This window comes from Paraburkholderia susongensis, assembly GCF_900177725.1.
Lineage (GTDB): Bacteria > Pseudomonadota > Gammaproteobacteria > Burkholderiales > Burkholderiaceae > Paraburkholderia > Paraburkholderia susongensis.
Genome location: NZ_FXAT01000004.1, coordinates 247813 through 274258 on the forward strand (window position 1 = coordinate 247813; position 26446 = coordinate 274258).

Here is a 26446-nt window from a genome sequence, read left to right on the forward strand (position 1 = left end):
GTAGACAATCAGGCCCCGGCTTTATCGCCGGGGCTTTTTTTCGCCGCTGTCTTTCGCCGTCCTCTGCCGGTTTTTGACTTCAGGCAAGCGCTGGACGCGGCGGATGGCCCGTCCCGGCGAGCCGCGCGATGGGCGCCGCCGCCTTGCATTCGTGCGCTGCGACACAGTGCTGACGCATTCCGAGGCGTACTCTGACGTTAGGAACGGGAGTCAACGTCATGAGTACCACGCTTTTTCGCTATATCGATCTGCCGATCGGCGATCGGGCCGCTTTCGAACTAGTGTGCGCGCGGCACGGCTTCGCGCCCGTGCATTTCGACATCAGCGCGAGCGCGAGCCCGGACGAGCCCACGCATGAGCGTCTCGTTACCGTGCGCCGCGGCGGCTGGGCGCAGTCGTACCGTGAGCGTCACGGTCAGTGGATCAGGCAGTTCGACGCGGATCTGACTAGCCGGTTTTTCAAGTAGAGCGCATCAGCCATTGCATCATTGCGTCGCGCCGGCCCGGCACGTCAGGACAACACCAGCCGCCCCCCGACCAGCGTCAGCGTCGCGGCGAGCAGATTGCGCAGCAGCGCATCCGGTGCGCGCGACGACAGATAGCTGCCGATCGCGATCCCTGGCAGCGAACCCACCAGCAGCGACAACAGCATCGACCAGTCGATCGAGCCGAGCAGCCAATGGCCCGCGCCCGCGAGCAGCGTCAACGGCACCGCGTGCGCGATGTCGGAGCCGACGATGCGCGTGGTCGGCAGCAGCGGATACAGCAGCAGCAACACCGTCACGCCGATCGCACCTGCGCCGACCGAGGTCAGCGATACCAGCACGCCGAGGATCGCGCCCGTGAGCATCGTCAGCGCGAGCGTGCGTCCCTGGCTCGGCGCGCGTTGTTTGCGCGCGCCGAGCGCCGCGAGCTGCGGACGGAACACCAGCGCGATGGCCGTGACGAGCAACGCCGCGCCGAGCACGACCTGAATCAGCCGGCTCGCGCCCGGCGTATCCATCCCATGACGGTGCAGCAGGATCAGCGTGATCGTCGCCGCGGGAACGCTGCCGGCGGCGAGGCGCAGCGTGATCTGCCAGTCGACCGAGCCCTTCAGTCCGTGCACGAGCGTGCCGGTCGCCTTGGTGGCGGCTGCGTAGAGCAGGTCGGTGCCGACCGCGGTAGCTGGGTGCACGTTGAACAGCAGGACGAGGATCGGCGTCATCAGCGAGCCGCCGCCGACGCCCGTCAGCCCGACCAGAAAGCCGACGAACAGGCCGGAGACGGAGTACAGCAGATCGATGTGGGGAAGAGCCATTGAGCGGACAGCTGACGGATCGGAGGTGAATGGTTGGGCGGCAAGGCCGGCGCGCGCGCCGGGCGGGTCTGCGCGGCGCGCGTGCGGTCAGCGGCAGGGATGAGGCATGGCGCGTCTCGCGCCCGTTTTACGACTGCGGCACAGGCGCCGGGGAATGAAGCCGGGGTGCGCCGCACCGGTTGCCTTGGCCGCCGCCCGCGCGACGAAAGGCGCTATTGTCGCAAAACTGCCGCGCCTGCGTGCGGGACGTGCTCGGGGCCGATGCGCCGTATGCTGCGCCGGGCGCTGCCCGGAGTGCAAAGCGAACGCGCCGTATGCTGCGCCGGGGGCTGCCCGGAGTACAACGCGAACACGCTCCATGCCGCGCCCGCTAACTGTCGGACTCAAAGCGCGCGGCGGATTTCGACGACGCCGAACGCCGCGAGCATGAAGCCGACCACGCGGTCGATCGCGACGCGCAGTTTCGTGCCGATCGCATGGCGCGCGAGCGACACCACGGTCACGAGAAAACACCACCACGCGATCGAGCCCGTGAACACGCCGCCCACCGTGGTGAGCGCGATGGCCGGCGAGAACGCTCCGCGCGGCGCGAGCGTCGTGAAGAGCGCGGCGAACATGATGACGGTCTGCGGATTGGTCAGCGTGAGCAGCAACGCGCTCGCGTACGCGCGCAGCGCGCCGGCGCGGCCGACCTGCGCGAGCTTGCCGTTGCCGTTGGCGTCGGAGGTGTCGGCGGGCGGCTTCTGCAGCAGCGCGCGCACGCCGAGATAGAGCAGGAAAAGGCCCGCGAGCAGATGCAGCGGGCGGTCGTACGCGAGCATGAACTGCGAAATGCCGACGAGGCCGAGCGCCGCGATCAGCCCGTAGGCCGCGTCGCCGCTCGCGATGCCGAAGCCGATCGCGAGCCCCGCGCGCGGGCCGCCGCTCAGCGTGCGGCGGATGCACAGCATGCCCATCGGGCCGACCGGCGCGGCAATCGCAAGGCCGACGCCCGCGGCGGTGAAGAAAAGACTGCTAGTGGACATGGGCAGGTTCCCGGGCGGTTGTTCTGGTTGAGTTGGGCAGCCAACGCACCCGCCAGCATAGCCATGCCGAAAATCGCGGGCAAGGGCGGCGATGAACACGGCACGCGGCCGCGCGCGTGCTCACTGCGTCGTGCGAAAAAAAGCCCGCCCTGAACTGCACCCCAACGGGGGCTTTCATTTATTCTCTGGCGCAATAGCGCTGCCAAAGTCTCATCAGGATCGAGTACGCCAGAATAGTCACAACCAGGTCGATAGCGATCATTGAGCCAATGTAGAACATTTCGTAATCGGCAACTCCGAACGTCTCCGAGATCACAATTAAATAGTGTTGCTGAGACAACGTCATTGGAAGCGGATAGGTATGGACATACCGACCGGCCAAAAAAAACAGTCCGCAGAACAGCAGCACCTTGGCCGCTTTACGGGCAAGTGCTTCCATTTGCTATTACCTCGATCCAGCCATATGCGCGTATGTCTGAGCTGCCGACCCGGATAGTTCCAGTTCGCAGTAGCGCTTGCCGAAGATTGTGAAAGTCCACACGGCTTTGCAGTGTAATGCACCCGAACGAATGTCCGCCTCCTCCGGAAGGATGTAACCGGAAATTGCCGCGCTTTATACCATTCACCCACGTCCAGTCATCAATCAAACCATCGTTCCGATACAGACCAAACCATTCCGAATGATCGGTCGCAGCCCCCATGACGCTGTTCCATGTATCTTTGGCAAAGGCCTCTGCTCTCGAACCGATACCGCCGCCAGGTCGATCGACGATCCAATATTTCCCGGCAGGCAAAGGGCCTTTGCCTGCTACCGAAGTGCATCCACCTCGATTGCGGTATATATCATCGCCTGAAAACGCCGGAAACGACCCGATACCCATCATATCCAGATACAAAACTGGCTTGTTATCGACTACAAATCTGCCTTGTAGAGCCATAGGTTCCTCACTGGTTGTTATCGTTCCATACGGTCATCGGGAAACTTGATGTTCCCCTTCGTGTAATGCCATGTGATGCGGCCGTACATGAGGGAAACTGACTCGACGTGATTGAGTTGCGACATTCCGGCAAGTTTGATGTTCGCCATGCCTTTGCCTTGCACTGACTCAAGATCAGTGAGGCGAATGCCTCTTGCATCAGGTTTCCCCTTTGGCGTTGAAACCTTCACCATAGAGGCGCAGGCCAATGGCGTGTAATCAGATGATTCCGAAAAAAAAGCCCGCCTCTCCGAAACAGAGGCGGGCTTTTTTTCGCTGCGCGATGCGGGCCGACATCGCGGCCGGCTTCCTGACTGACTTACATCACGAACATCATGAACATCGCGACTTACATCCCGACGTAACCAACCGGCACCGTGGAATTCGCCTTCGCAACCGACGCGTTATTCGACACCACATACACCGGCGACTCCGTCAGATTCAGCGTCAACGTGCCGTTGCTGTAGTTCGTGCTCACCGCGTTGCCCATCATGTCGATCACCTTCACGGTGCCGCTCGTGCCCGGCTCGTCGACAGCGAGGCTGTACGGCACGCTATAGGTCGCGCTGAAACCGCTGCTTGCGCTCCACACGTTGTTGTTGTGCGTCCACAGCGCGGTAATCACCGCGCCGTTGCCGACCTGCTGGAACGCGTACGCATAGACGCCGGTCGGCGTGCCGTTCACGGGGCCGAGCGTGGTCGTGCCGTCGAGCGTGTGCGTCATCGCGCTGATCGCCATCGCGACCGGCTTCGGGCTGATGTTCGCCGCGCCGAATGCGCCTTGCGCGTCGTTCAGATCGAAGAACGTGCCGTAGCCGACTTCGCCCGGATAGTCCGCGCCGTAGAACACGTAGGTCTGATCCGCGCCTTCGCCGAGCGTGATGATGTGCATGCGCGCGGCGACCGCGGCCTGCGCATACAGCACGTTCGCGCTCGGATAGTTCGGGCCGTACGAGCTGCCGAGGTCGTAGCTGATGCCCGCCTCGGTCGAGAACAGATGCATGCCCGTGCGGTAGTCGGTCGCCATTTCCGCGCGCAGATCGCGCATCTGGCCGCGCAGCGAACCGTCGGCGGTCGACGGGTCGCTGTCGTAGCGCTCAGGCGGATGCGACGGCGAGGTGCCCGCATCGTAGTAGCCGTGCGTCGCGACCGCGTCGATGTATTGCCCGAAGCCGAGCGGCGCGAGACGTTTGAGGCGTGTCGTCGTCAGGCTCGGGAAGGCGTCGGTGGGACCGAGCACCATCGCGTGCGGATCGGTCGAATGAAGGCCCTGATAGACGGCCTTGTACATCGCGACGAAGTTCGCGTCGGTGTCGGCCCACATCTCGTTCGGCTCCCACGTCACCTGATAGTAGTTCACCGATTGCGCCGGAAAATAAGCCGCGCGAATCGCGTTCGATTCGGTGCCGACGCGGCTCATATAGTTTTGGTAGTACGAAAGATCGGCCGGCGGATTCGTGTCGTCCTGGTATGCGCCGCTGCTGCTCGCCCAAGCGGGAATGCCGTCGAGGCGGATCAGACGCATCACGTTGCCGGACTTGTAGAACGGATCGAGATTATCGGCCGACGGGTTGAAGGTGTTTGGGCCGTTCGGCTCCATCGCCGAGAGCTCGCGGTCGTCGATCGTTGACGAAATGCCGAGCGCGGCGAGCACCGGCGCGTTGTCGTTCGCGCCCTGCATACCGAAGCGATGCTGCTCCTGACGTGCATACGTCACCGCGGGAACGATGCCGGAAAGATTCGGCAGCACGCCGAAGGTCGCCATGCCGACCGGCCGCGTACCGGCTTGCGGCAACTGGCCGCCGTTTTTCGCGAGCGTGCCCGTCGCCGAAAAGTAGCCGGCGAGCGTCGACGTGCAGTTGAACGTGATCGTCTTCGAGCCGGCCGGCACCGGTGTGCTGCCACTGGCGGCGACGTTGCCGAGCGTGTCGGTGACGGCCCAGTTCAACGTGTCCGCATTCGGCGCGTTGGTGTTGAAAACGAGGTTGAAGGTGCCGCCGTTCGCGAAGATGCGTGTGCCGTCGGCGCTCGGGGTGTCGGCGGAAAGCGTGGCGCTGCCCGAACCGGCCGACGTGACCGGCGACACGCAGCTCAGTTGCGCGGGCACGGTGCCGGCCGGATTCAGCGTGGCCGCGCCGTTGCCGTTTGCGGCCGTGCTCGAGCCGGTGGCTGCGCCGTTGCCATTGCGGCCGTTTCGGCCATTGGCCTGGGTGGCCGTACCGTTCGCGGAGTCACCACCGCCACCGCCGCCGCATGCGGCGAGTGCGAGAGACAGCGTGGAGACGAGAAGGAGTTGCGATTTCTTCAATCTGGGAGTCATGCCTTGTAGCCTTCGCTGGCTGTCGGCGCCGCATGCATTCTCCTCGGAGAAATCAGGTCGCATGACTCCGCACCGACGAGCGACGCGTTTGGCGGAATCGGACGACCAGGCAGGTACGACGAAAACAACCGGGATTTGACGGGCAGTGCGACTTGCATCGCATTGCTTGATTCTTGCTGCGCCAGTCAACGAAATTCTTTCTGCTTCGTCGGACAGCAATATTCGAAAAGGGAGAATCGACCGCGACGATACGCATTAATTTGTTTAAAAGAAGTAACGAGTCGTTACGTATGAACAATCCGGGGCGGTAATTGTATTGAGCAGAAGAAAGTAAAGATAAGATGAAACCAGTCTTTATCCGCCAGATCCGGATGAAGCGTCACTCATCAAGAAACGGACAACTGAATATCATCAGACACGGAGAGCCCGCCACAATGAGCAGAGAAATGGGTGCTGGCACTCATTGGGCCGCCGAAAAAGTCTTGGGGTTGGCGTAATAGTGCTGAACCTTCGGTGTAACGTTTCCTCGCGACGTTGACATCGCAGCACAACGCTCGCTGCTTCAAGAAGCCGACGGCGCGTTGCGCTTCGGGACGCGTCGAAAGCGAAGCTGCAATGCCGACGTGATCTGGAGGACATCGCCCACGGGGGCGGCCCTTCCTTCCGCTGCGCAAAAAAGGCGGTTATCCCGAGAGACCAATCGTGAGGATTCTTCAACTGGTTCACGCACCGCGATTGTCCGGCGCAGAAGTACTCGTAAAAGGTGTCGCCATTCACCATCAGCGTGCGGGCCATGAAGTCTGCATCGCGTCGCTGCTTCCGCAACAGGACGACTTCGCCGAGATTCGCGCCGAACTGCAGGCAGCCGGCGTGACGTGCCTCTTTCCGGACACGCATTACGGCAGACTGGGCAAGCTGATTCACCTCTATCGCGTCGTGCGTCAATTCCGGCCCGATTTCATCGTTGCGCACGCCACGCTCGCCGCGCTCTACGTGCGGCTTCTACCTGTGCATACGCCGATTGCGTGGGTCATGCATTCGGGCGTCAACGACTTCGAGAACAGCGCGCTCAAGCGTGCCGAGCGGCTGCTGTCGCGCCGCGCGAGGGCGGTCATCGGCGTGTCGCAGCAGAATATCGACGACTATCTGCGCGAGATCGGCCGGCATCCGTCGATGGTGGTGATCCCGAACGGCGTGGATGCGTCGCTATTCGCGCAGGACAATGCGGCGGCGACGCCGGCCCTCGACGTGCCGCCCAAGCAGATCGTGCAGCTCGGCCGTTATATCGAAGGCAAGAGCCAGCTCGATACGATCCGCGCCTTCATGCGTGTGCTGGAGCGCGAGCCGGATGCGCATTTGCTGTTGTGCGGCGTGGTCGAAGATCTCGGCTATCACGCGGCGGTGGTCGCGCTGGTCCGTCAGTTCGGACTCGAGAGCAAGGTGACGGTGGATGGCCCGCGCTCCGATGTCGCCGCGATTCTGCGCTCCTCGCGTGTCTTCGCGATGCCTTCGCGCTTCGAGGCGCAGAGCATCGGTTTTCTCGAAGCGCTCGCGTCGGGGATTCCGATCGTCGCGAACCGCATTCCGTCGTTCGGTTTCGCGAGCGCGTTCGCGAGCGTGAGCCTCGTCGACACGACCGATCCCGAAGCCTACGGCCGCGCGCTTCTCAACGCGCTGGACATGCCGCGCTCGACCCGCCAGCTCGCCGGTTATACGCTGCATGACACGGCGGATCGCTATATGTCGATCGCACGGAAGTTCGTGCATCCGCTGCAGGTGTCGGCCTGAAGAAGTCGGCCTGAAAGGCGGTGCGCGCCGACGCTATCGCGTCATTGCACGACCACTGCGCGCACTACTGCGTGCACTACTGCGCGAGCCGGTCGATGCGCACCGTCTCCGAGAAGAGCCCCGGCAATTTGCCGAGATCCTGGGCCGCGCCGGGCGCGAAAGCATTGCCCGGCGAATACGTGTAGCGCGTGAGCGCCGGTGCCCCGCCGGTGAAATAGAACTCGCCGAGCGTTGCGTCGGTTCGCCGGTACAGCACGAGCGCCGTGCCGAGTTTGTCGCTCACGAAGGCGGGAGACACGTCGGGCCACGCGAGACCGCGCAGCGCTGTCGCGTGCAGCGGCGCGCTCGCTGCGTTGCCCATGTCGAGCGTCGCGATATCGATCGACGCGTCTTCTCCCGTTTCGTCGAAGTGCGGCGTGAACAGGAACAGCGTGTTGCCGTCGTTGCCATGCATGACACCCGTTGCCGCCTTCACGAAGTCAGGCATGAAACTCGCCGGCAGGAACCTGCGTTTGCCGATGTTCAGGCGAGTGCCGTCGCTGGCGATCGTGGTGAGCGCAAGCTTGCCGTCGACGTTTTCGAGCGCAACCAGCGACGTGCGCGAATTCGCCGCCCGGCTCGCGCTCTGAACCGGCAGCAGGTCGGCGTTCTGTTGCATGTCTCTGGCCTCGGCGAGCAGCGTGGGCGCCGAGCCCGTCGATCCCTGCGATGACGCGAACCAGAAATCGAGCCCAGCGCCGGCACGCCGCTGCGCGATCAGCACGCCGGCGCGTTGCGTTGCATCGAAATGTCCCGCGACGTATTGCTGCGTCAGATCAGGTCTGAACGTGGTGTCCGTTTGCAGCCACAGGCGCGGCGCATCGAAGCGCTCACCGGTGCTGCGCAGCAGCCAGAACGCGGTGCCGCCTTTGCGCGCAGTGATGACCATCAGATCCGTCTTGCCGTCGCCGTCGAAATCGCCGAGCAGGAAGCGCGCGCTGTCGAAGCACAGCGCGTCCGCACCGCAGCTCGGCGCGGTGGCGCGCGGATCGAACGGCACCGCGCTCGCATACCAGAGCGCGGGTGCCGCGGCTTTCGCGAGCGATGCGACGTACACGTCGAAGCCCGGGCCGTCGTGCCGCCGTTGAACGTACACCGCGGATTGCTCGCCCGTGCCGCCGACGTCGCCATACATCGCGGTGGCGAGCCGCAAATCGTTCGACTGCGTGTGTTGCGTCGAGGCCCAGCGAAAGCGTGTGGTAAGGGCGGTGCAGCCGCGCATCATGAGCTTGCCGCCGTTTTCGCCGAGGCAATGCCGCTGCGGCGTATAGACGATGCCGAAGTCCCACGGTGTCCAGCGTTGCGCCATGTCCCATTGATCGCAGCGCTGCGCGACGAGATGGCCGTCGAGCTCGGCAATGCATTGCGAGGTCGCGACGCTGACGAGCGCCGCATTGCGCGTGTTGCCCGGATAGACCGTCAGCGGTTCCCAGCGCCATTGCTGCGCGGGCAAACCGGTGCAGGCTTCGAGCGTCGGCGTTTCATCCGGGCCCGGCGACGTGAGGCAGGCGCTCGATGCCACATTGAACAGCTGAATCGGCTGCGATTGAAAATCCGGCACGCGCCGGTCCGTGCGATCGGCGAATGCGTAGCGGCGCGCGATCCAGTTTCCGTTCCACTGAAACTCGCCGAACACATGCGACCACTCGCTGCCGTCGATGGAAAAGTAGCTGGCGACGATGTCGCGCTTGCGCTGCACTTCGGCGGACGGCAGGTTGGCGGGCCAGTTGCCGGTCGGATAGGTCACGTGATAGACGATCGGCACGCTGTGGCCGAGCGTCTGTGCGACGTGGCGCGTAATGCGCGCGCTAAAGATGTGATCGGGGTGCTCGATGAACGGCACGGTGTCCGGATTGAGCGTGTAGATCAGCGAGGCTTGCGCGAGTATCGGCTTGAGTGCCGCCGACAGCGAATCGCGGTCGTACTTCACACGCCCCGTGCCGTCGGCATTCATCGGATAGGTAAAGAGCGTTGCGTGCTGTTCCCACAGCAGGCCGAGCGGCACGCGTCCGCCGCGCACGGCGCCGCCTGGCAGGCGGAATTCGAGCAGACGTATCTGTGGCTTAGCTTTCAGCACCATCTGGTGCAAAGGTTTGCCGCCGATCATGACGGTCGATTCGATCCACTCGTCGGGCACGCCGGCCATGCGCGCATAAGCGAGCCGCGAGGCGCGCTCGCGCGTGAGCACGTACGCGAAGTCCGCACCGTTCGCGCCGCCGATCAGATGCACCGTCGTGATGCACCAGCCGGCGTTGAGCCGTTCGTTGATGGCGGGGTCGACGAACAGCAGGTCGTCGTCGAGATGGGCGACCACCGTGACCAGCGTGCCCGCGCTGCAATCGGCTGCACGCGCCGGGCTCGCGAGCACGGTGCAGCACAGCAGAACAAGAACGGCAAGCGCGGTAACCGATGAATCGCGAACGAGTCTGACGAGTAGTGGGCGCATGTTGATTCGAGTCCCCGGCAAGGGATTCGATCATACTTCAGTTGATTCGCCTCACGCGTTGGCGAACTCACACTGGGCGCGAAGTTGCGGGTGGTGACGGGGAGAGGTGAGCGTTACAGGTGGAGTAGAGCGGTGGCACTTCATGCAGCGACTCACGCAGCGCCTCCGGCCGCGATTCATCTAGCGGAAATAAGCCTTGGTATTGTCGTGCACGTCGGCGTGCGCAAGCAGTTCCGCCTGCGTGAGCCAGAGGTAGTGGCTGTGCTGCTCGGGCCGGCCGACCGGCGCCGTGCCTGTGAGCGTGAGCGCATAGGCGAGCACGATGTAGTGAGTCGACACGCCGGGCTCGGCTGCGAAATTATCGCTGTAATGATGCTCGAAAACACCTTCGAAACGCGCGGCCGAGCGCGCGAGACTGGCGATCCCCAGCTCGGCTTCCGCGATGCGCGTGAACGCCGCGTCAAGCGTTTCGTCTTTGTGAATGCGTCCGCCCGGCACGAACCACGTATCGCGCGCGGGACGATTGCGGCGATGGCCGACGAGGATGCGCCCTGCTGCATCGCAGGCGATCAGATCGATCGAGACTAGCGGCGTGAGCCGCACTACGTCGAGGAAATCGATTTGCGTCAGCATGTGTTCTCCGGCAGACCCGCGTGAAGCATCGCCCGCGCAGCGCAAACCCGTGACTGGCCCTAGGAATCCCGATGCTCTTCGTCGTTGCGCGTGAGCCGGTTCGACACGCTGGCAAGCAGCAGCACGAGCAGAACCACGCCGATCGCCGCAAAGAGGAACGCGCCGATCATCGCTGCCAGTATCAGCATGGTCCATGCAACGCCGTTCATTTCCGCGGCTCCAACGCCTGGTGAGGCATCCTAACGCTTTCCACGGGCGATGTTATGTGCGCTTGCCCGCCACCAACCTGTCACATCACGCCGAACTATCGTCACATCGTGCCACTGCGCGCGACGTAACCCTCGGGTGTCGTCACCGCGTTTCTGAACACGTCGGCGTTGTTCGACACGACGTAAATCGGCGCGGGAGACAGCTTCAGGATCGCGACGCCGTCGCGATACGGCACGCTCGACGCGTTGCCCATCATGTCGAACGCGGTCACGCTGCCGCTCGTGCCGGGCGCGTCGACCCGCAGACGATAATCCACCGCGAGGCTCGCATCGAAGCCGGTCTTCGCATTCCAGCGCTCGTTGTCGTGCGTCCATAGCGCGGTCACGATCTTGCCGCCGCCGAGCCGGCGAAACGCGTACGCGTACACGCCCTGGGGCAGGTCTTTCAGCGGCCCGAGCGTATCCGTTCCGTCCACGATGCGCGTCATCGCCGCGACCGCGAGCGCGGCCGGCTTCGGGCTGATGTGCGTCGGGCCGAACGCGCCGCCCGGATGATCGAGTTCGAAGAAAATTCCGTAGCCCGAAGCAGTTTCCGGCATGTCGGCGAGATAGAACACGTAGGTCATGTCCGCGCCTTCGCCGAGCAGGATCAGATGCGTGCGCGCGACCAGCGCGGCTTGCGCGTACAGCACGTTCGCGGTTGGATAGTCGCTGCGATACGATTGACCGATGTCGTAGCTGATACCCGTTTCGGTCACGAAGAGCGGCGCGCCGGGCTTCAGATAAAGACGCAACTCGTGGCGCAGCGCGCGCATCGCCGCGGGCAGCGCGCCTTGCACGGTGCCCTGATTGCCGGTGTCGGCAACGCGCTCAGGGGGATGCGAGGGCGTCGTGCCGATGTCGTAGTAGCCGTGAATCGACATGCCGTCCATGTATCGGCCGATGCCGAGCGGGCCGAGCCGCCGCATCCACGTCACGTTGTTTTGCACCGATGCATAGGTGGGCCCCATCACCACTGCGTTGGGATCGGTCTGATGGATGCCTTCCCAGACTGCTTTATAGAGCGCGACGAATTTCGCGTCGCCATCGCGCCACGGCAGCCCGCCGTCCGGATCCGGCTCCCATGTCACCTGATAGTAGTTGTAGCGTTGGCGCGGAAAGTAGGTCGTGCGCACGCGGTTCGATTCGGCGCCGACTTTCGTCATGTATTGCCTCATCTGCTCGAACGAGGTCGGCGCGTAGCTGTGCGTTTCCTTGCCGGTCGGATTCGCCCAGCGCGGAATGCCGTCGAGCTGGATCAGGCGCATCAGGTCGCCGCGCCGCAGGAACGGTGCAAGCTGCTTCGTCGCGGGATCGAACGTGCCGGGTCGATCCGGCTCTTCCATGTACCAGTTGCGATTGTCGTTGACCCACGTGAGACCGAGCGCGGTGTAGAGCGGCCGATAGCCGTCGCCGTCGCAGCATTGCTGTCCGGGCGCGAGATACGCGGTGCCCTGGCCGCCGAAGCGATGCAGGTCGTCGTACGGAAAGCGCACGGCGGGCAGCGCCGCCGACGTGTCCGGCAGCACGCCGAACGTCACGATGCCCGCCGGTCGTGTGCCCCGTGCCGCGAGTTGTCCGTGCGCGCGCTCGAGCGTCGCGGAGACCGCGAAGTAGCCCGCGAGCGACGACGCGCAACTGAGCGTCGCCTGCGTCGCGCCCGCCGCGACGGGAAAGCTGCCGCGCGCGCGCACGGCGTTCCAGCTATCGCGGATTTGCCAGTCGAGCGTGTCGTTTTGCGTCGCACGAGCTGTGAAAACGAGCGCGAACGGTTTACCGGATGCGAAGAGGCGCGTGCCGTCGCCTGGCGTGTCGGCTTCGAGCGGATCGCCATTCGCGGCGGCGCGCGTTTGCGAGACGGGTGGCGAGCAGCGCAGGCCGTCGCCGGGCGGTGTCTTCAGTTCGAGGGGAACAGCGGTTGCGGCGGTTGCAGCTGGTTGGGCCGAGGCGTGCGTTGCGCGGTCATTCGTCACGGCACGCGCGGTGGCCGCGGTGTTCGCCACCGCGCAGCGCTTGTTGACTCCTGGCGCGGGATCGCCGAATACGCCGTTGTTGCACTCCGCGTGATTCGAAAACGTCTTGACCACGTGCTGCTCGGCCGTGCCATACAGCACGTCGCGCGTGCCGTCGAAGTTGCAGGTGCCGTATTCGGCCGCGCACGGCGTCCACGTTCTGCCATCGGCGGTGAACGCGGCGTTGCCCGCGTCTTTCGGTTCCGGCGACGCGGCGCGCAACTCGCCCGCGACCATGAGCGCCGCGAGCATGACGAGCGCTCCGACGAGTTTTCGCAAAACGCGGTGTTCGCCTACGTATGCCATGTATACCCCGTCCCGTTCATTGCATTTCGTGACGCCCGGCGAGCACTCCCGAGCGCCGCCGCACTGCAGGTTCACCAGGCCGTAACGGCCTTCGTTCGCCCTCCGAAGCAACTGTTGCGGAAATGGCATAGTCCTTTTCCGCAATTCGCTGGCGGAATCGAACCGGGCCTCAATCGACACTATCCGCCATTGGCCCGTCTATTGCCGGACGGACTAAAGTTGTCTTATATCCGTGTTTCACGTTTGAAACATTAATCGCCGTGTTTATATTCCAGATATCCAATAACAACCAATTAAATAATCCTGTCGGATTGTAATGCGTTTATATTGGATAGTGGAAATAGCCCATTGTGCCCCGTTATGGGTATCGTCGGAAGAAACCTGCCGTTCCCGGCAACCTGCGATGACTGGCACAGCAAGGGCGTCTGCACTCATTCTGGCGGGCGTCCGGCAAAAAGTCACTTCCAATATACGCATTAACGGGCAGATCAAATAAGGGTCCGCTATTTCCCGGATGACCTGCAGTGTGCGGTGGCGTACGCAAACGATTTTTGAACTGCATTAGCATTTGCAGGCCGCCTATTCAATCGTGTGCGGAATTGGCGATTAATCCATTGAAAAGACGGTCGCTTCGGCATTGTTCCGAATTTCACTGACCGGCTACCCTGCGATGCGCCAACATGTCTGCACTTTCGGTCATGGCGGCTAAATGCTGGATTGCCCGTCGTTATGATGCACTGCACCGAGTTGGCTTTCCCTGTAGTCGTAAAAGGTGAAGGGTAGTTCGTTTTCTTCTGAGAGGATGACCATGACCTGCGCGAGTCTCGAGTCTGCAATGCTGCGCTGGGTGCATGCTCCGAACAAGGGCGTGCGTCGCATCGCGATTCTGATGTTCAACGACTGTTCGCTACAGGGCGCGGGCGTCATCGCCGAGGTTTTTCAGGCAGCTAACGAACTCGCCACGTCCGGTTCAGGTGCCTGGTTGTACGACGTATCGTTCCTGTCCGCCGACGGCGGCATGGTGACTTCTTCGTCCGGATTGCGCGTGTGGACCGACGGCCTCGACGCGCGGCATTACGGCGGTTTCGACGCGCTGTATGTCGCGGGCGGCAAGGGCGCGGCGGCCGCCGCTCGCGATGAGCGGCTGATCGCCTGGCTGCGCCGTGTGCGCCGCAATACCGCGATGATCCGTCCGGTCGGCGAAGGCCGCGCGCTGCTCGACGCGGCTTATGTGCCCAACAGCAAAGAAGGCGGTGATTTCCATCAGTCCGTCAACGGCGTGAATGGCGCGAATGGCGCCAACGGCATCAATAGCGTCAATGGCACCAATGGCACCAATGGCACGAATAGCATTGGCCTCGTGAACGGCACGAACGCAGTGAATGGCGCGCGCGCGCCCGAGCATGGCGTCGAGGTGAGCGACCGTCTCGAATCGATGCGCAGCGCGCTCGCGATGATCAAGCGCGATCTGGGCGCCACCACCGCGCGCACGGCGGCCGAGCGGCTGCTCTCCGATTCGTGCGCGAACCTCGCGCCGCTGCTCGGCGAAGACGGCGGCATGAGCCCGGGCGACAAGGTGCGCGCCGCGGCGCGCTGGCTCCAGGAAAATTGCCAGCAGTCGATTTCGATTGCCGACGCCGCGCAGTTCGCCGCGATGAGCGAGCGCAACTTTCTGCGCCGCTTCAAGATGGAAATGGGCATTACGCCCTCGAGTTTCCTGCTGCACGAGCGCCTCGCGGTGACGTGCAGCCTGCTGACCGAATCCGAATTGCCGGTCGACAAGATTGCCCGCCGCACCGGCATGGGCAACGGCGATCGCCTCGCGAAAGTATTCCGCAAGCGGATGAGGATTTCTCCCACCGAATTCAGGATTCAAAGCCGCCGCGTGTCCGGCGGATAGCGCCGTCGGCGCCAACCTGGCGGCGCTGGCACACACGCGGCGCCGGGACCGTATTTCCTTGTATTTTCTTCGGATTATAAGGAATCCAAATATGTTGAATCAGGGAGCTGTGAACGCTGCATCTGTCGACCCGAACGGCGCGAGCGCCGGGGCGGCTGGCGCGCGTCGCGTGCACATCGTCCCGGTCATCCTCGCGGGAGGCTCGGGCACGCGGCTGTGGCCCGTGTCGCGCGAGAACTTTCCCAAACAGCTGATCGACGTGGTCGGTTCCGACTCGCTGTTGCAGGCGACCGCGCGCAGGCTGGACGGGTTCCCGCCCGGCTGGAGCGTCGACGCGTCGCCGATCGTCGTGTGCGGTGAGGAGCATCGCTTCGTTATTGCAGAACAGCTTCAAGAAAACGGCGTCGCCGCGCGTCTGATCGTCGAGCCGGCGCGGCGCGATACGGCCCCTGCGTTGACGCTCGCGGCATCGCTCGCCTGCGCGGAAGGCGGCGACGCGATTCTGATCGTCATGCCGGCCGATCACGCGATCGCTGACGTGCCCGCTTTGCAGCGCGCGCTCGAATGCGCCGCGCGTCACGCGCAGCAGGGCGCGATCGCCACGCTGGGCGTGCCGCCGACGCGCCCCGACACCGGCTTCGGCTATATCCGCATCGGCGCCGCGCTGACGGCGGGCGGCCATGCGATAGACGGCTTCGTCGAGAAACCGGCTGAGGAAATCGCCGCGCAATACGTCGCGGCGGGCACGTACTGGTGGAACAGCGGCATCTTTATCGTGCGCGCGAGCGTGTGGCTCGATACGCTCGAGCGTTTGCGGCCCGACATGCACACGCCGTGCGAAAGCGCGTTTGCTGGCGGCCACAAGGACGGCGCGGTGTTTCGTCCGTTGCATGAGGCGTTCCTCGGCGTGCCCGCGGATTCGATCGACTACGCGGTGATGGAGCGCCTGACCGAGCCGGCCAGCGCCCCGGCCGCCGCAAGTGCGCCCGGCGTCGTGATCCCGCTCGAGGCAGGCTGGTCCGACCTCGGCTCGTGGGACGCGGTATGGGCTGCCATGGAAAAAGACCCGAACGGCAACGCCGGGCGCGGACGCGTGGCGTTCGAAGGCGCCGTGTCGTGCTACGCGCATTCGGAAGGGCGGCTCGTCGCGTGCGTGGGCACCGCGAACGTCGTCGTGGTCGAGACCGCGGACGCCGTGCTCGTGGTCGATCGCTCGCACGTACAGGATGTGAAAGGGCTCGTGTCGCGCATCAAGGCGCAGCACGCACCCGAGGCCGACGTGCATCGCAAGGTGCGGCGTCCGTGGGGTTTCTACGATTCGATCGATCACGGCGAACGCTTCCAGGTCAAGCGCATCGTCGTGACGCCCGGCGCGCGGCTCTCGTTGCAGTTGCACCATCACCGCGCCGAACACTGGGTCGTCGTGCGCGGCACTGCGCTCGTCACGCGCGGCGAAGAGCAGTTTCTGCTGAGCGAAAACGAATCGACCTACATTCCGCTCGGCACGCGTCACCGGCTCGAAAACCCGGGCAAGGTGCCGCTCGAAATCATCGAAATCCAGTCAGGCACCTATCTCGGTGAAGACGACATTGTGAGGTTCAACGACAACTACGGCCGCTGCCCGTAAGCAGCACGCCCACGCCTTAATGACGGACAGGAACGGCAAAACGAGGTAAGCAAAATGCGCAAGTTTCAGGATTTACTCGCGCGGATTTTCGATGTCGCGTTGGTGTTGACGGGTGCGGCGGTGGCGTCGCAGATCCGCTTCGACTACCTCGGCCAGTCGGGTTTCTACTGGGCGCTGGTGATGTTTTCCGCCGCGTTCGCGCTCGCGATCTTCCCGGCGTTCGGCGTCTACGAATCGTGGCGCGGCCGCTCGAAGCTCGGGCTCGCGGGCCAGGTGTCGCTCGCATGGCTGATCGTGCAGGCCTGCGCGCTCGTGCTCATGTATTCGCTGCATCGCATCGATTTCGTTTCGCGGCTGTGGTTCTCGTACTGGACAGCGGTCACGGGCGGCCTGCTGATTTCGTACCGGCTCATCACGCATGCGGTGCTCGCGCGTGCGCGCGGCGCGGGCTTGAACCTGCATCAGGTCGCGATCGTCGGCAGCGGCTCGCAGTGCGACGCGCTCCTGCGCCGCATCGAATCCGCGCCCACCGCGGGCTTTCGCGCGACCGCCGTCTACAACACGAGCCCGGACGTGTCAGCGGTGAAGAATTCGCGCGTGCCGGTGTTCGATAGTGTCGACGCGCTCGCGGGCTACATCCGTACCAACGACGTGCACGAACTGTGGCTGATGCTGTCGCTCTCCGAGGAACCGCTCATCTGCGCGCTGATCGACGAATTCCGCGACGATCTCGTGAACATCCGCTTCATGCCGGACGTGCGCAGCCACGCGTTGTTCGAAGGCAGCGGCGTCGTCGATCTGCTCGGCGTGCCGGCCATCAACCTCGTGGCGTCGCCGCTCTCGGCGAGCGCGATGCTGAAGAAGGAAATCTTCGACCGCCTGTTCGCGGCGACCGCGCTGATCGGTCTCGCACCGTTGATGCTCGGCATCGCGCTCGTGGTGAAGCTCTCGTCGCGCGGCCCGGTTTTCTTCAGGCAGAAGCGCAAGGGCGCGGACGGGCACGTGTTCACGATCTACAAGTTCCGCTCGATGCGCGTGCATGCCGAAGCGAAAGGCACCTTGAGCCAGGCGACGCGCAACGACAAGCGCGTGACGAGAGTCGGCGCGTTCCTGCGCCGCACGAGCCTCGACGAGCTGCCGCAATTCTTCAACGTGCTGCGTGGCGACATGTCGGTCGTAGGACCGCGTCCCCATGCGCTCGAGCACGACGACCTCTATCAGAAGGTGGTCGCCGGCTACATCAATCGCTATCGAATCAAGCCGGGTATCACGGGCTGGGCGCAAATCAACGGCTTTCGTGGCGAAACCGACCGCATCGAGAAGATGGAGCGTCGCGTCGAACATGACCTGTACTACCTCGGTCATTGGTCGTTCGCACTCGACATGCGGATCATCGGCGCGACGATCGTCGCAGGACTGGTGCATCGAAACGCTTACTAGTGGTGAACAAGCGCCACACACTGCCTCTGCCCGAGAACGGTCGCCGTGGCCACAAGGAGGAAACATCATGAGCTCGCTACGCTTACGCACCGGAAGTATTCTGGTTTTTGCTACTGCTTCGCTGCTTTCCGGATGCGGAATCGCACCCGGGCAGAGGATGGTCACCCCCGCCACGGTTCCGGACACCGGCGGCGACTTCAGCACGGAAGCCGCGCAGCAGACGCAGATACCGATCACCGACATCAATCTCGCGCTGCTGCGCAAGATGCGTGCCGATCAGAAAAGCTCGGACTTGCCGCAGGCAACGGCGGCGCTGTTCGGCAAGCCGACCGCGTACAAGGTCGGCCCCGGCGACGTGCTGCAGATCGTCGTGTGGGATCACCCGGAACTTGCAGCCGCGCTCGGCCAGCCGCCGCAGAATTCGCGCCCCTCGGATGCGATGCCGGGCTTCCTGATCGACGAGCACGGCGACGTGCAGTTTCCGTACGCGGGCACGCTGCACGTCGCGGGCAGGGACGTCGCGTCGATCCAGCGCGAGCTGCATCAGCGGCTGAGCAAGGTCTACCAGAAGCCTGAAGTGACGGTGCGCGTCGCGTCGTTCCGCAACGCGCAGGTGTATGTCGACGGCGAAGTGCGCACGCCCGGCACGCAGCCGGTCAACGACATTCCGATGTCGCTCACGAGCGCGATCAATCTGAGCGGCGGCTTCAGCGCGAACGCGGACCGCGGCCGCGTCGAGCTGGTGCGCAACGGCACCACCTATCCGCTCAATTTCGACGATCTGATCAGGCATGGGCACAATCCTTCGGACATCTATCTGCAGCCGGGCGATCTCGTGCGCGTCGCCGCGCGCGAGGACAGCGGCGTCTACGTGATGGGCGAGGTCAACAAGCCCGCTACGATCCTGCCGATGCGCAACGGCTCGCTCACGCTCTCGCAGGCGATCTCCGACAGCGGCAGCTTCGACTCGAACACGGCCGCGGCCCAGCAGCTCTTCGTGATCCGCGATTCGACGGGCGATTCGCCGCAGATTTACCACCTCGATGCGACCTCTCCGGTGTCGATGCTGCTCGCCAACCAGTTCGAGCTTCAGCCGAAAGACATCGTGTATGTCGGCCAGGGCGGGCTGGTCCGCTTCAACCGTGTGCTGAACCTGCTGCTGCCGGCGATCAACGCGGCCGTGACGGGCGCGGTGCTCGCGAAGTGACCGACGTGTAACGCGCAACCTGAACCGCCGGGCTTTGTTGGGTGATGAAAAATGGCAATCAATTTCGAAAACCGTTACACCGACGTGTCCGGCACGGACGAGCTTCGTCTATCGGACTATCTACGTACGATCGTGCGCGGTTGGCGCACGATCGTCGTGGTGACGCTGATCGCGCTCGCGCTCGGCTGCGCGTACGCGTTTCTCGCGCCGCCGACCTACCGCGCGGACGTGCTGTTCCACGTCGAGGACCAAACGGCCAATGCCAACGGGAATGCGAAGGACTCCTTGCCGCCGCTCACCGGCATGTTCGATACCAAGCCGTCGACGGCGGCGCAGATCGAGCTGCTCAAGTCGCGGCTGGTCACCGAGGAGACGGTTCGCAATCTGCATCTCGACATCACGGCGACGCCGCGTTATCTACCGTTCATCGGCGGCATGATCGCGGGTCTCGTGAACGGGCAATGGTGGTTCAGGCTGCCGTCGTTCATCAACCTGTCGGGTTTCGCGTGGGGCAACGAGAGCATCACGGTGTCGCGCTTCGATACGTCGAAGGAAATGTACGACGAGACTTTCGCGCTCGTCGCGGGCGCCGATAACACGTTCGTACTGCGCGATCCGAACGGCATCGCGATTCTCTCGGGACGCGTCGGCGAAACCGTGCAGACCGACACCGCCGACGGCCCGATCTCGCTGCACGTCGACAAGCTGGTCGGTGCGCCGGGCTCGCGTTTCGAACTGACGCGCGCGTCGACGCTCGGCACGGTGGACCGGCTGCAAAAGGCGCTGGTCGTGCAGGAAACCGCGCTGCAGTCCGGCGTGATCCGCGTGAGCCTCGAGGGCGGCGACCCGGCGCTGACCGCGGCGATCGTCAACAACATGGCGCGCGAGTTCGTGCGTCAGGACATCGCGAGCCGCTCGACGGAAGCCGAGCACATGCTCGCGTTCCTCGATCAGCAACTGCCCGGCCTGCGCAAGGAACTCGACGACGCGGAGCAGCGCTACAACAAGTTCCGCAACGCGCATGGCACGGTCGACCTCGGCGAGGAAAGCCGCCTGCTGCTGCAGCAGGTCGTCGACAACAAGACCAAGCTGCTCGATCTGCAGCAGCAACGCGCGGAGATGTCGCAGCGCTTCACGGCGAGCCACCCGGCCGTCGCCGCGCTCGACGCGCAGATCGCCGAGTTGCAGAACGCGCAGGCCAACATGAACCGCAGCGTCGCGGCGATGCCGGACACCGAGCAGACCGCACTGCGTCTGCTGCGCGACGTGCATGTGGACACGGAGCTGTACACGAATCTGCTCAACAGCGCACAGCAGTTGCGCGTCGCGAAGGCGGGCCAGGTGGGCAGCGTGCGCGTCGTGGACCTCGCCGAAACGCCCGACGAACCAGTGCGGCCCAAGCGCGTGATCGCGATCCTGATCGCGCTCGGCGGCGGCATCGTGCTCGGCATTCTGCTGACCTTCTTCAAGCGCGCGATGTACGGCGGCGTGGAGCGTCCCGACGAACTCGAGGCGATGCTCGGCGTGCCGGTATTCGCGGTCGTGCCGCGCAGCCAGACGCAGTTGCGGCTACAGGAAAACGTGATGCTGCGCCGGCGCGGTCTGCACGTGCTCGCGCAGCAGGCGCCGGAGGATATCGCGGTGGAGGGCGTGCGCAATCTGCGCACCTCGCTGCAACTGTCGCTCGATCAGGCGGAAAACAACGTCGTGATGATTACCGGCTCGCGGCCCGACGCCGGCAAGTCGTTCCTGTCGGTGAACCTCGCGGCGCTCGTCGCCTCGGCGAACAAGCGCGTGCTCATTATCGACGGCGACATGCGGCGCGGCGACGTGCACTCGCATTTCGGCGTCGGCCATCAGCCGGGTCTCTCCGACGTGCTGAGCGGCGGCGAGCTCGACGCGATGATCCAGCGCGACGTGCTGCCCGGTCTCGACGTGATCGCGAAGGGCACCTTGCCCACGCATCCGTCCGAGTTGCTGATGAGCAAGCGCTTCCAGACGATGCTCGAAGAACTGAAGCCGCGCTACGACCTCATCATCGTCGATACGCCGCCGGTCCTCGCGGTCACCGACTCGACGCTGATCGGCAAGTACGCAGGGACGACGCTGCTGGTGGTGCGCCATGGCCGCCATCCGCTCAACGAAATCGTCGAAACGACGAAGCGCCTACGCAACGGCGGCGTCGCGCTGCGCGGTGTGTTGCTCACCGACGTGCCGCAGGAAGGCGCGTTCCTCGGTTCCGGCTATCAGGGCGGTTATTACGGCTACGACAGTATTGCCGGCTGACGATGCGGCCCGCGCCGGCCGGCGCGGGCCCATTGCGCGATGACCGCGGGCACGGCATCGCCAGAAGCAGCGCTACACGCATAACGACAACCATCACGACAGCGGCACGCGCGACCGCTGCGGCCTTCACATTGTTACGGCCATTTGCATCGAAAAAGGGTTCCACCCCCCCAGGAGAAAGCTTCATGAAACGCAAGGTTGCGCTGATTACCGGTATCACCGGACAGGACGGGTCGTACCTCGCGGAGTTGCTGCTCGCCAAGGACTACGACGTGCACGGCATCAAACGCAGGTCGTCGCTGTTCAACACGGACCGGATCGATCACCTCTATCGCGATCCCCACGACCCCGAGCAACGGCTCTTTCTGCACCATGCCGACCTGACCGATTCCACCAGCATGCTGCGTGTGATCCAGCGTGTCGAACCCGACGAAATCTACAACCTCGCGGCGCAGAGCCACGTCGCCGTGTCGTTCGAGGAACCCGAATACACAGCCAACGCGGACGGCCTCGGGGCGCTGCGGATTCTCGAGGCGATCCGCATTCTCGGTCTGGAGAAAACGCGCTTCTATCAGGCCTCGACATCGGAGTTGTACGGGCTCGTGCAACAGGTGCCGCAATCGGAGACCACGCCGTTCTATCCGCGTAGCCCCTACGCGGTGGCGAAGCTGTTCGCGTACTGGACCACGGTCAACTACCGAGAAGCGTACGGGCTCTATGCGTGCAACGGGATTCTGTTCAATCACGAATCGCCGGTGCGTGGCGAGACGTTCGTCACGCGCAAGATCACGCGCGCGATCGCGCGCATCGCGGTGGGTCTGCAGAAGACACTCTATCTCGGCAACCTCGGTGCGCTGCGCGACTGGGGCCATGCGCGCGATTACGTGGAGATGCAGTGGCGCATGCTGCAACAGGACGAGCCCGAGGACTACGTGATCGCGACCGGCGTGCAGTACAGCGTGCGCGAGTTCGTGCAGCAGGCGGCGTCCGAGTTGGGTGTGAGCGTGCGCTTCGAGGGCACGGGCGAGAACGAGGTCGGCGTCGTCGAGAAGGTCGAGCGGCGCGAGATCAAGGTCGAGCCGGGCGACGTGATCGTGCGGGTCGATCCGCGCTACTTCCGGCCCGCCGAAGTCGAAACGCTGCTCGGCGATCCGTCGAAGGCGCATGCGAAGCTCGGTTGGCAGCCGACCACGCCGTTTGCCGCGCTCGTCAAGGAAATGGTGCTCGCTGATTACCAGATTGCACGCCGCGACGCGCTCGTCACGCTGGCCGGCTTTACGGCGATGGAACATCATGAATAGCGCAATGAACAGACAGGCGCGCATCTTCGTCGCGGGCCATCGCGGCATGGTCGGCTCCGCGCTCGTCAGGCGCCTTGCCGCCGAGGGCTATCCGAACGTCGTCACGCGCACGCACGCCGAACTCGACCTCACGGATCAGGCCGCCGTCAACCGCTTTTTCGAAAGCGAGCGCATCGACGTGGTGCTGCTCGCGGCCGCGCGCGTCGGCGGCATCTTCGCGAACGCGTCGCGGCCGGCCGAGTTCATCTACGAGAACCTCGCGATCGAAACCAATGTGATTCACGCGGCGTATCGCGCGAAAGTGGAGCGGCTCGTGTTCTTCGGTTCGTCGTGCATCTATCCGAAGCAGTGTCCGCAGCCGATCCGCGAGGAGTATCTGCTCACCTCGGAGCTCGAGCCGACCAACGACGCGTATGCCATCGCGAAGATCGCGGGTCTCAAGCTGTGCGAAGCGTACAACCGCGAATACGGCACGCAGTACGTCTCGCTGATGCCGACCAATCTGTATGGCCCGAACGACAACTACGACCTGAACAGCAGCCACGTGTTGCCGGCGCTGCTGCGCAAGGCGCACGAAGCGCGGCGCGACGGCGCCGCGACGCTGACGGTGTGGGGCTCGGGCACGCCGCGCCGCGAATTTCTGCATGTGGACGATCTCGCCGCGGCGACGCTCTTCGTGCTCGAGCACGGCGTGACGGAAGGACTTTTCAACGTCGGCGTGGGCGAGGATCTGTCGATCCGCGAACTGGCCGAGTGCATTTGCAAGGTGGCTGGTTTCGAGGGGGAACTCGTGTTCGATGCGTCGAAGCCCGACGGCACGCCGCGCAAGCTGCTCGACGTATCGCGGCTCGCGCAGATGGGCTGGCGCGCGACGATCGGTCTGGAGGAGGGCATCGCGGCGACGTACCAGGACTTCGTCGCATCGCATAGCGGTTCGGCGGCGCCCGCGCTGCACGCATAAGCGCGCGAGCCGGGCAAAGCGTGTGACGCCGCCGGTTGCGGCACACGCGGACTGACTTTTCGAGGAGCGGCATAAAAATGACAGTGTCAGTCACGATCTTCCACAACGTCGTATGGTCGCGCCACAAAGGTGTGGTGTTTTCTGCTCTGCACAATATTTCGGCATCCGGATCAATTCGCTATTCGATGGTGCAGATCGCGGATACCGAGCACGACCGGGTCGGCTTCTCCGACGTCGATTACTCGTACCACCGCTATCCGATGCAGAAGCTGTTCGACGGATGCTACGAGGATGTGCCGACGCTCAAGATGATCACGCGGCTCACCTGGGAAGTGCTGCGCGCGAAATCGGATCTGATCGTGCTGCCGGGCTATCACCGTCCCGAGTACTGGGCGATGCTCGTGGCCTGCATCGTGACCGGCAAGCGGCGCGCGGTGTTCTGCGATTCGACGGCGCGCGACCGCCCGAAGAAACTCCTCACGTCGATTCCGAAGCGCGTGTTCTTCTCGCTATGCGACGGCTACTTCGGCTTCGGCGAGCGCAGCCGCGAATACCTGCTGTCGCTCGGCGCGAAGCGCGACAAGATTTTCGTGCCTTGCCAGGCCGCCGCGTTGCCGGGCTCGTTCTCGCCGGAGCGCGCCTTGGCTGAGCGGGTCGCCGCGCGCGAAGGCAATCCGCCGGTGTTCCTGTTCGTCGGGCGGCTCTCGGAGGAGAAAGGCATCGGCACGCTGATCGATTCGTTCGCGGGCCTGCACCGGCGCATTCCGGCCGCGCGTCTGCGCATCGTCGGTACGGGGCCGATGCACGACGCGCTGGTCGCGAAGGTGGCCGAGCTTCAACTCCGCGATGCGGTGACGTTCGTCGGCAGTCTGCAGGACGAGCCGCTGTCGCAGGAGTACTACCACGCGACCTGCATGGTGCTGCCGAGCTACAGCGAGCCTTGGGGGCTCGTCGTCAACGAGGCGCTGGCGCACGGCTGCCCGGCGGTGGTTAGCGAGAGTTGCGGCTGCGTGCCGGAGCTCGTGATCGACGGCGTGAGCGGCTATGCGTTCACGGCGGGCGATGTGGCCGGACTGCAGCGCACGATGCTGAAGTCGATGGAAGCGTTCGCCGATGCGAGTGGCACTGCGCACCGCTGCATGGATGTGATTCGCCGCTTCGATCCGCCGTCGGCCGCAGCCAATATCGCGCGCGGGTGCGCGCTGATGCTGAGCCACTGAGGTGCGATTGCGGTGAGTTGAAAAGAGTCGCGACGAGAGCGTCGCCGCGAAGGCTTAAACGTTCTGGCAGCCACAATGAAGATCCTGATCTACGGCATCAATTACGCGCCGGAACTGACGGGAACTGGCAAGTACACGGCGGAAATGGCCGCGCTGCTCGCGAGCCGCGGGCACGACGTGCGCGTGATCTGCGCGCCGCCCTATTACCCGGAGTGGCGCGTGCAGGCGGGCTACACCGCATGGCGCTACCGGCGCGAAACGCGCGACGGCGTGATGCTGTGGCGCGCGCCGCTGTGGGTGCCGCGGCGGCCCACCGGCATTCGCCGCGTGCTGCATCTGGCGAGCTTCGCGGCGAGTTCGCTGCCGCTGCTCGCAAGACATGCGCTGTGGGGCCCCGACGCCGTGATGCTGATTGCGCCGACCCTGATGTGCGCGCCGGCGACGCTCGCGCTCGCGCGTCTCACGCGCGCCAGCGCGTGGCTGCATATTCAGGACTACGAGGTCGATGCGGCGTTCGATCTCGGTCTGCTGAAAAGCTCGCGTGCCGCGCGTGTGGCGCGCTGGCTCGAACGTGCGTTGTTGCGCCGCTTCGATGCGGTGTCGTCGATCACGCAGCAGATGAGCGCGCGCGCGAGCGCGAAGGGCGTGCCGCCGGCGCGGGTCGTGTGCCTGCCGAACTGGGTCGACGCGGCGAGCATCTATCCGTTGCCGCGCGCGAGCGCATACCGGCAGGAACTGGACATTCCCGGCGAACAGAAGGTCGTGCTGTACTCGGGCAACATGGGCGCGAAACAGGGCATCGAAACGCTCGCCGACGCGGCTGCGCTGCTTGCCGCGCGCCCCGACATCACGTTCGTGTTCTGCGGCAGCGGCGCCGCGAAGGAGAGTCTCATCGCGCGCTGCGCGGGACTCGCGAACTGCATCTTCCTGCCGCTTCAACCCGCCGAGCGTCTGAACGAACTGCTCAATCTCGCCGACATTCACGTGCTGCCGCAACGCGCCGACGCGGCCGATCTCGTGATGCCGTCCAAGCTCACCGGCATGTTCGCGAGCGGCCGCGCGACCGTTGCGATGGCGCGCCGCGGCACGGCCCTGCATGAAGCGGTGGCCTCGCGCGGCATCGTGGTGCCGCCGGAGAACGTGAAGGCGCTGGCGGCGGCGATCACCGTGCTCGCGAGCGACACGGCGCGCCGCACGGCGCTCGGCAAGGCCGCGCGTGAATACGCGGAGCGCGCGCTGTCGCCGGAATCGACGATTCTGGTTTTCGAGGAACGGCTCGCAGCGGTGTTTCTACAGGTGCGCGCGACGCGCGCGGCTTATTTCAGGCGGCGCTCTTCAACGAGCGCGGCTGGCCCGCGCAACGCGGCAACCGCGGAGGAAGCCGCGCCGGATTGATCCGGCACGCGGCCA

General features: G+C 64.4%; 20 protein-coding genes. 11 read left to right on the forward strand and 9 right to left on the reverse strand.

Annotated elements, in window-relative coordinates:
- Positions 1–218: 218 nt before the first annotated feature.
- Complete coding sequence (locus tag B9Z01_RS14045) at positions 219–467, forward strand: hypothetical protein (RefSeq protein ID WP_085483953.1); 249 nt, start codon at positions 219–221, stop codon at positions 465–467.
- A 44-nt stretch (positions 468–511) separates the two neighbouring features.
- Here the strand turns inward: B9Z01_RS14045 and B9Z01_RS14050 are convergent, their stop codons facing one another.
- The 5 genes from B9Z01_RS14050 to B9Z01_RS14075 all read right to left on the reverse strand — a co-directional run bounded on the left by B9Z01_RS14050 (position 512) and on the right by B9Z01_RS14075 (position 5622).
- Complete coding sequence (locus B9Z01_RS14050; protein WP_085483955.1) at positions 512–1300, reverse strand: sulfite exporter TauE/SafE family protein; 789 nt, start codon at positions 1298–1300, stop codon at positions 512–514.
- A gap of 383 nt (positions 1301–1683) precedes the next feature.
- Positions 1684–2325, reverse strand: a complete 642-nt coding sequence (locus B9Z01_RS14055; RefSeq protein WP_085483957.1) for a LysE family translocator — start codon at positions 2323–2325, stop codon at positions 1684–1686.
- A 178-nt stretch (positions 2326–2503) separates the two neighbouring features.
- Positions 2504–2764: a hypothetical protein gene (locus B9Z01_RS14060; protein WP_085483959.1), complete on the reverse strand. Its 261-nt coding sequence runs from the start codon at positions 2762–2764 to the stop codon at positions 2504–2506.
- Positions 2745–3263 carry a DUF2778 domain-containing protein gene (locus B9Z01_RS14065; protein WP_085483961.1) on the reverse strand — a complete coding sequence of 173 codons (519 nt, stop codon included), beginning with the start codon at positions 3261–3263 and terminating at the stop codon, positions 2745–2747. The genes B9Z01_RS14060 and B9Z01_RS14065 overlap by 20 nt, the downstream gene beginning before the upstream one ends.
- Before the next feature lie 388 nt (positions 3264–3651).
- Positions 3652–5622, reverse strand: coding sequence for a hypothetical protein (locus B9Z01_RS14075; protein WP_085483963.1), 1971 nt, complete (start codon positions 5620–5622; stop codon positions 3652–3654).
- A 702-nt stretch (positions 5623–6324) separates the two neighbouring features.
- On the opposite strand from B9Z01_RS14075, the gene B9Z01_RS14080 reads away from it, so the two are divergent.
- Positions 6325–7410 carry a glycosyltransferase family 4 protein gene (locus tag B9Z01_RS14080; RefSeq protein ID WP_085483965.1) on the forward strand — a complete coding sequence of 362 codons (1086 nt, stop codon included), beginning with the start codon at positions 6325–6327 and terminating at the stop codon, positions 7408–7410.
- Positions 7411–7486: 76 nt separating this feature from the next.
- On the opposite strand, the gene B9Z01_RS14085 is transcribed toward B9Z01_RS14080, so the two are convergent.
- From B9Z01_RS14085 to B9Z01_RS14095, 4 genes are all read right to left on the reverse strand, one after another.
- Positions 7487–9895, reverse strand: coding sequence for an RICIN domain-containing protein (locus tag B9Z01_RS14085; RefSeq protein WP_085483967.1), 2409 nt, complete (start codon positions 9893–9895; stop codon positions 7487–7489).
- Positions 9896–10075: 180 nt separating this feature from the next.
- The gene (locus tag B9Z01_RS14090; protein WP_085483969.1) at positions 10076–10528 is read right to left on the reverse strand and encodes a GDP-mannose mannosyl hydrolase; all 453 of its coding nucleotides are present in this window, start codon (positions 10526–10528) and stop codon (positions 10076–10078) included.
- 59 nt (positions 10529–10587) lie between these two features.
- Entirely contained in the window at positions 10588–10737 is a 150-nt protein-coding gene (locus tag B9Z01_RS35570) for a hypothetical protein (protein WP_167387483.1), read from the reverse strand.
- A 101-nt stretch (positions 10738–10838) separates the two neighbouring features.
- Positions 10839–13040 (reverse strand): hypothetical protein, encoded by a 2202-nt coding sequence (locus B9Z01_RS14095; protein WP_244196015.1) that lies wholly within the window; start codon positions 13038–13040, stop codon positions 10839–10841.
- 862 nt (positions 13041–13902) lie between these two features.
- On the opposite strand from B9Z01_RS14095, the gene B9Z01_RS14100 reads away from it, so the two are divergent.
- From B9Z01_RS14100 to B9Z01_RS14140, 9 genes are all read left to right on the forward strand, one after another.
- On the forward strand, positions 13903–14994 hold the full coding sequence (locus B9Z01_RS14100; RefSeq protein ID WP_244196016.1) for a helix-turn-helix domain-containing protein: 1092 nt from the start codon (positions 13903–13905) through the stop codon (positions 14992–14994).
- 91 nt (positions 14995–15085) lie between these two features.
- Positions 15086–16621: a mannose-1-phosphate guanylyltransferase/mannose-6-phosphate isomerase gene (locus tag B9Z01_RS14105; RefSeq protein WP_085483976.1), complete on the forward strand. Its 1536-nt coding sequence runs from the start codon at positions 15086–15088 to the stop codon at positions 16619–16621.
- A gap of 54 nt (positions 16622–16675) precedes the next feature.
- A complete protein-coding gene (locus B9Z01_RS14110) occupies positions 16676–18061 on the forward strand; it encodes an undecaprenyl-phosphate glucose phosphotransferase (protein WP_085483978.1) in 1386 nt (461 codons plus the stop codon).
- A gap of 67 nt (positions 18062–18128) precedes the next feature.
- Positions 18129–19268, forward strand: coding sequence for a polysaccharide biosynthesis/export family protein (locus B9Z01_RS14115; RefSeq protein ID WP_167387484.1), 1140 nt, complete (start codon positions 18129–18131; stop codon positions 19266–19268).
- Positions 19269–19319: 51 nt separating this feature from the next.
- A complete protein-coding gene (locus B9Z01_RS14120) occupies positions 19320–21554 on the forward strand; it encodes a polysaccharide biosynthesis tyrosine autokinase (protein ID WP_085483982.1) in 2235 nt (744 codons plus the stop codon).
- A 185-nt stretch (positions 21555–21739) separates the two neighbouring features.
- Positions 21740–22855, forward strand: coding sequence for a GDP-mannose 4,6-dehydratase (gene gmd / locus B9Z01_RS14125; RefSeq protein WP_085483984.1), 1116 nt, complete (start codon positions 21740–21742; stop codon positions 22853–22855).
- A 4-nt stretch (positions 22856–22859) separates the two neighbouring features.
- Positions 22860–23816: a GDP-L-fucose synthase family protein gene (locus B9Z01_RS14130; protein ID WP_085483986.1), complete on the forward strand. Its 957-nt coding sequence runs from the start codon at positions 22860–22862 to the stop codon at positions 23814–23816.
- Positions 23817–23893: 77 nt separating this feature from the next.
- On the forward strand, positions 23894–25036 hold the full coding sequence (locus B9Z01_RS14135) for a glycosyltransferase family 4 protein (protein ID WP_085483988.1): 1143 nt from the start codon (positions 23894–23896) through the stop codon (positions 25034–25036).
- A gap of 75 nt (positions 25037–25111) precedes the next feature.
- Positions 25112–26431 carry a glycosyltransferase WbuB gene (locus B9Z01_RS14140; protein WP_085483990.1) on the forward strand — a complete coding sequence of 440 codons (1320 nt, stop codon included), beginning with the start codon at positions 25112–25114 and terminating at the stop codon, positions 26429–26431.
- Positions 26432–26446 lie beyond the last annotated feature (15 nt).

Bases quoted from the DNA above. Each gene is read 5' to 3' on its own strand.
- B9Z01_RS14085 (WP_085483967.1), bottom strand. From the start codon at position 9,895: ATGCGCCCACTACTCGTCAGACTCGTTCGCGATTCATCGGTTACCGCG.
- B9Z01_RS14055 (WP_085483957.1), bottom strand. From the start codon at position 2,325: ATGTCCACTAGCAGTCTTTTCTTCACCGCCGCGGGCGTCGGCCTTGCG.
- B9Z01_RS14130 (WP_085483986.1), top strand. From the start codon at position 22,860: ATGAACAGACAGGCGCGCATCTTCGTCGCGGGCCATCGCGGCATGGTC.
- B9Z01_RS14065 (WP_085483961.1), bottom strand. From the start codon at position 3,263: ATGGCTCTACAAGGCAGATTTGTAGTCGATAACAAGCCAGTTTTGTAT.
- B9Z01_RS14115 (WP_167387484.1), top strand. From the start codon at position 18,129: ATGAGCTCGCTACGCTTACGCACCGGAAGTATTCTGGTTTTTGCTACT.
- B9Z01_RS14105 (WP_085483976.1), top strand. From the start codon at position 15,086: ATGTTGAATCAGGGAGCTGTGAACGCTGCATCTGTCGACCCGAACGGC.
- B9Z01_RS14090 (WP_085483969.1), bottom strand. From the start codon at position 10,528: ATGCTGACGCAAATCGATTTCCTCGACGTAGTGCGGCTCACGCCGCTA.
- B9Z01_RS14060 (WP_085483959.1), bottom strand. From the start codon at position 2,764: ATGGAAGCACTTGCCCGTAAAGCGGCCAAGGTGCTGCTGTTCTGCGGA.
- B9Z01_RS14100 (WP_244196016.1), top strand. From the start codon at position 13,903: ATGACCTGCGCGAGTCTCGAGTCTGCAATGCTGCGCTGGGTGCATGCT.
- gmd (WP_085483984.1), top strand. From the start codon at position 21,740: ATGAAACGCAAGGTTGCGCTGATTACCGGTATCACCGGACAGGACGGG.
- B9Z01_RS14120 (WP_085483982.1), top strand. From the start codon at position 19,320: ATGGCAATCAATTTCGAAAACCGTTACACCGACGTGTCCGGCACGGAC.
- B9Z01_RS14110 (WP_085483978.1), top strand. From the start codon at position 16,676: ATGCGCAAGTTTCAGGATTTACTCGCGCGGATTTTCGATGTCGCGTTG.
- B9Z01_RS14095 (WP_244196015.1), bottom strand. From the start codon at position 13,040: ATGCTCGCGGCGCTCATGGTCGCGGGCGAGTTGCGCGCCGCGTCGCCG.
- B9Z01_RS14140 (WP_085483990.1), top strand. From the start codon at position 25,112: ATGAAGATCCTGATCTACGGCATCAATTACGCGCCGGAACTGACGGGA.
- B9Z01_RS14050 (WP_085483955.1), bottom strand. From the start codon at position 1,300: ATGGCTCTTCCCCACATCGATCTGCTGTACTCCGTCTCCGGCCTGTTC.
- B9Z01_RS14075 (WP_085483963.1), bottom strand. From the start codon at position 5,622: ATGACTCCCAGATTGAAGAAATCGCAACTCCTTCTCGTCTCCACGCTG.
- B9Z01_RS14045 (WP_085483953.1), top strand. From the start codon at position 219: ATGAGTACCACGCTTTTTCGCTATATCGATCTGCCGATCGGCGATCGG.
- B9Z01_RS14135 (WP_085483988.1), top strand. From the start codon at position 23,894: ATGACAGTGTCAGTCACGATCTTCCACAACGTCGTATGGTCGCGCCAC.
- B9Z01_RS35570 (WP_167387483.1), bottom strand. From the start codon at position 10,737: ATGAACGGCGTTGCATGGACCATGCTGATACTGGCAGCGATGATCGGC.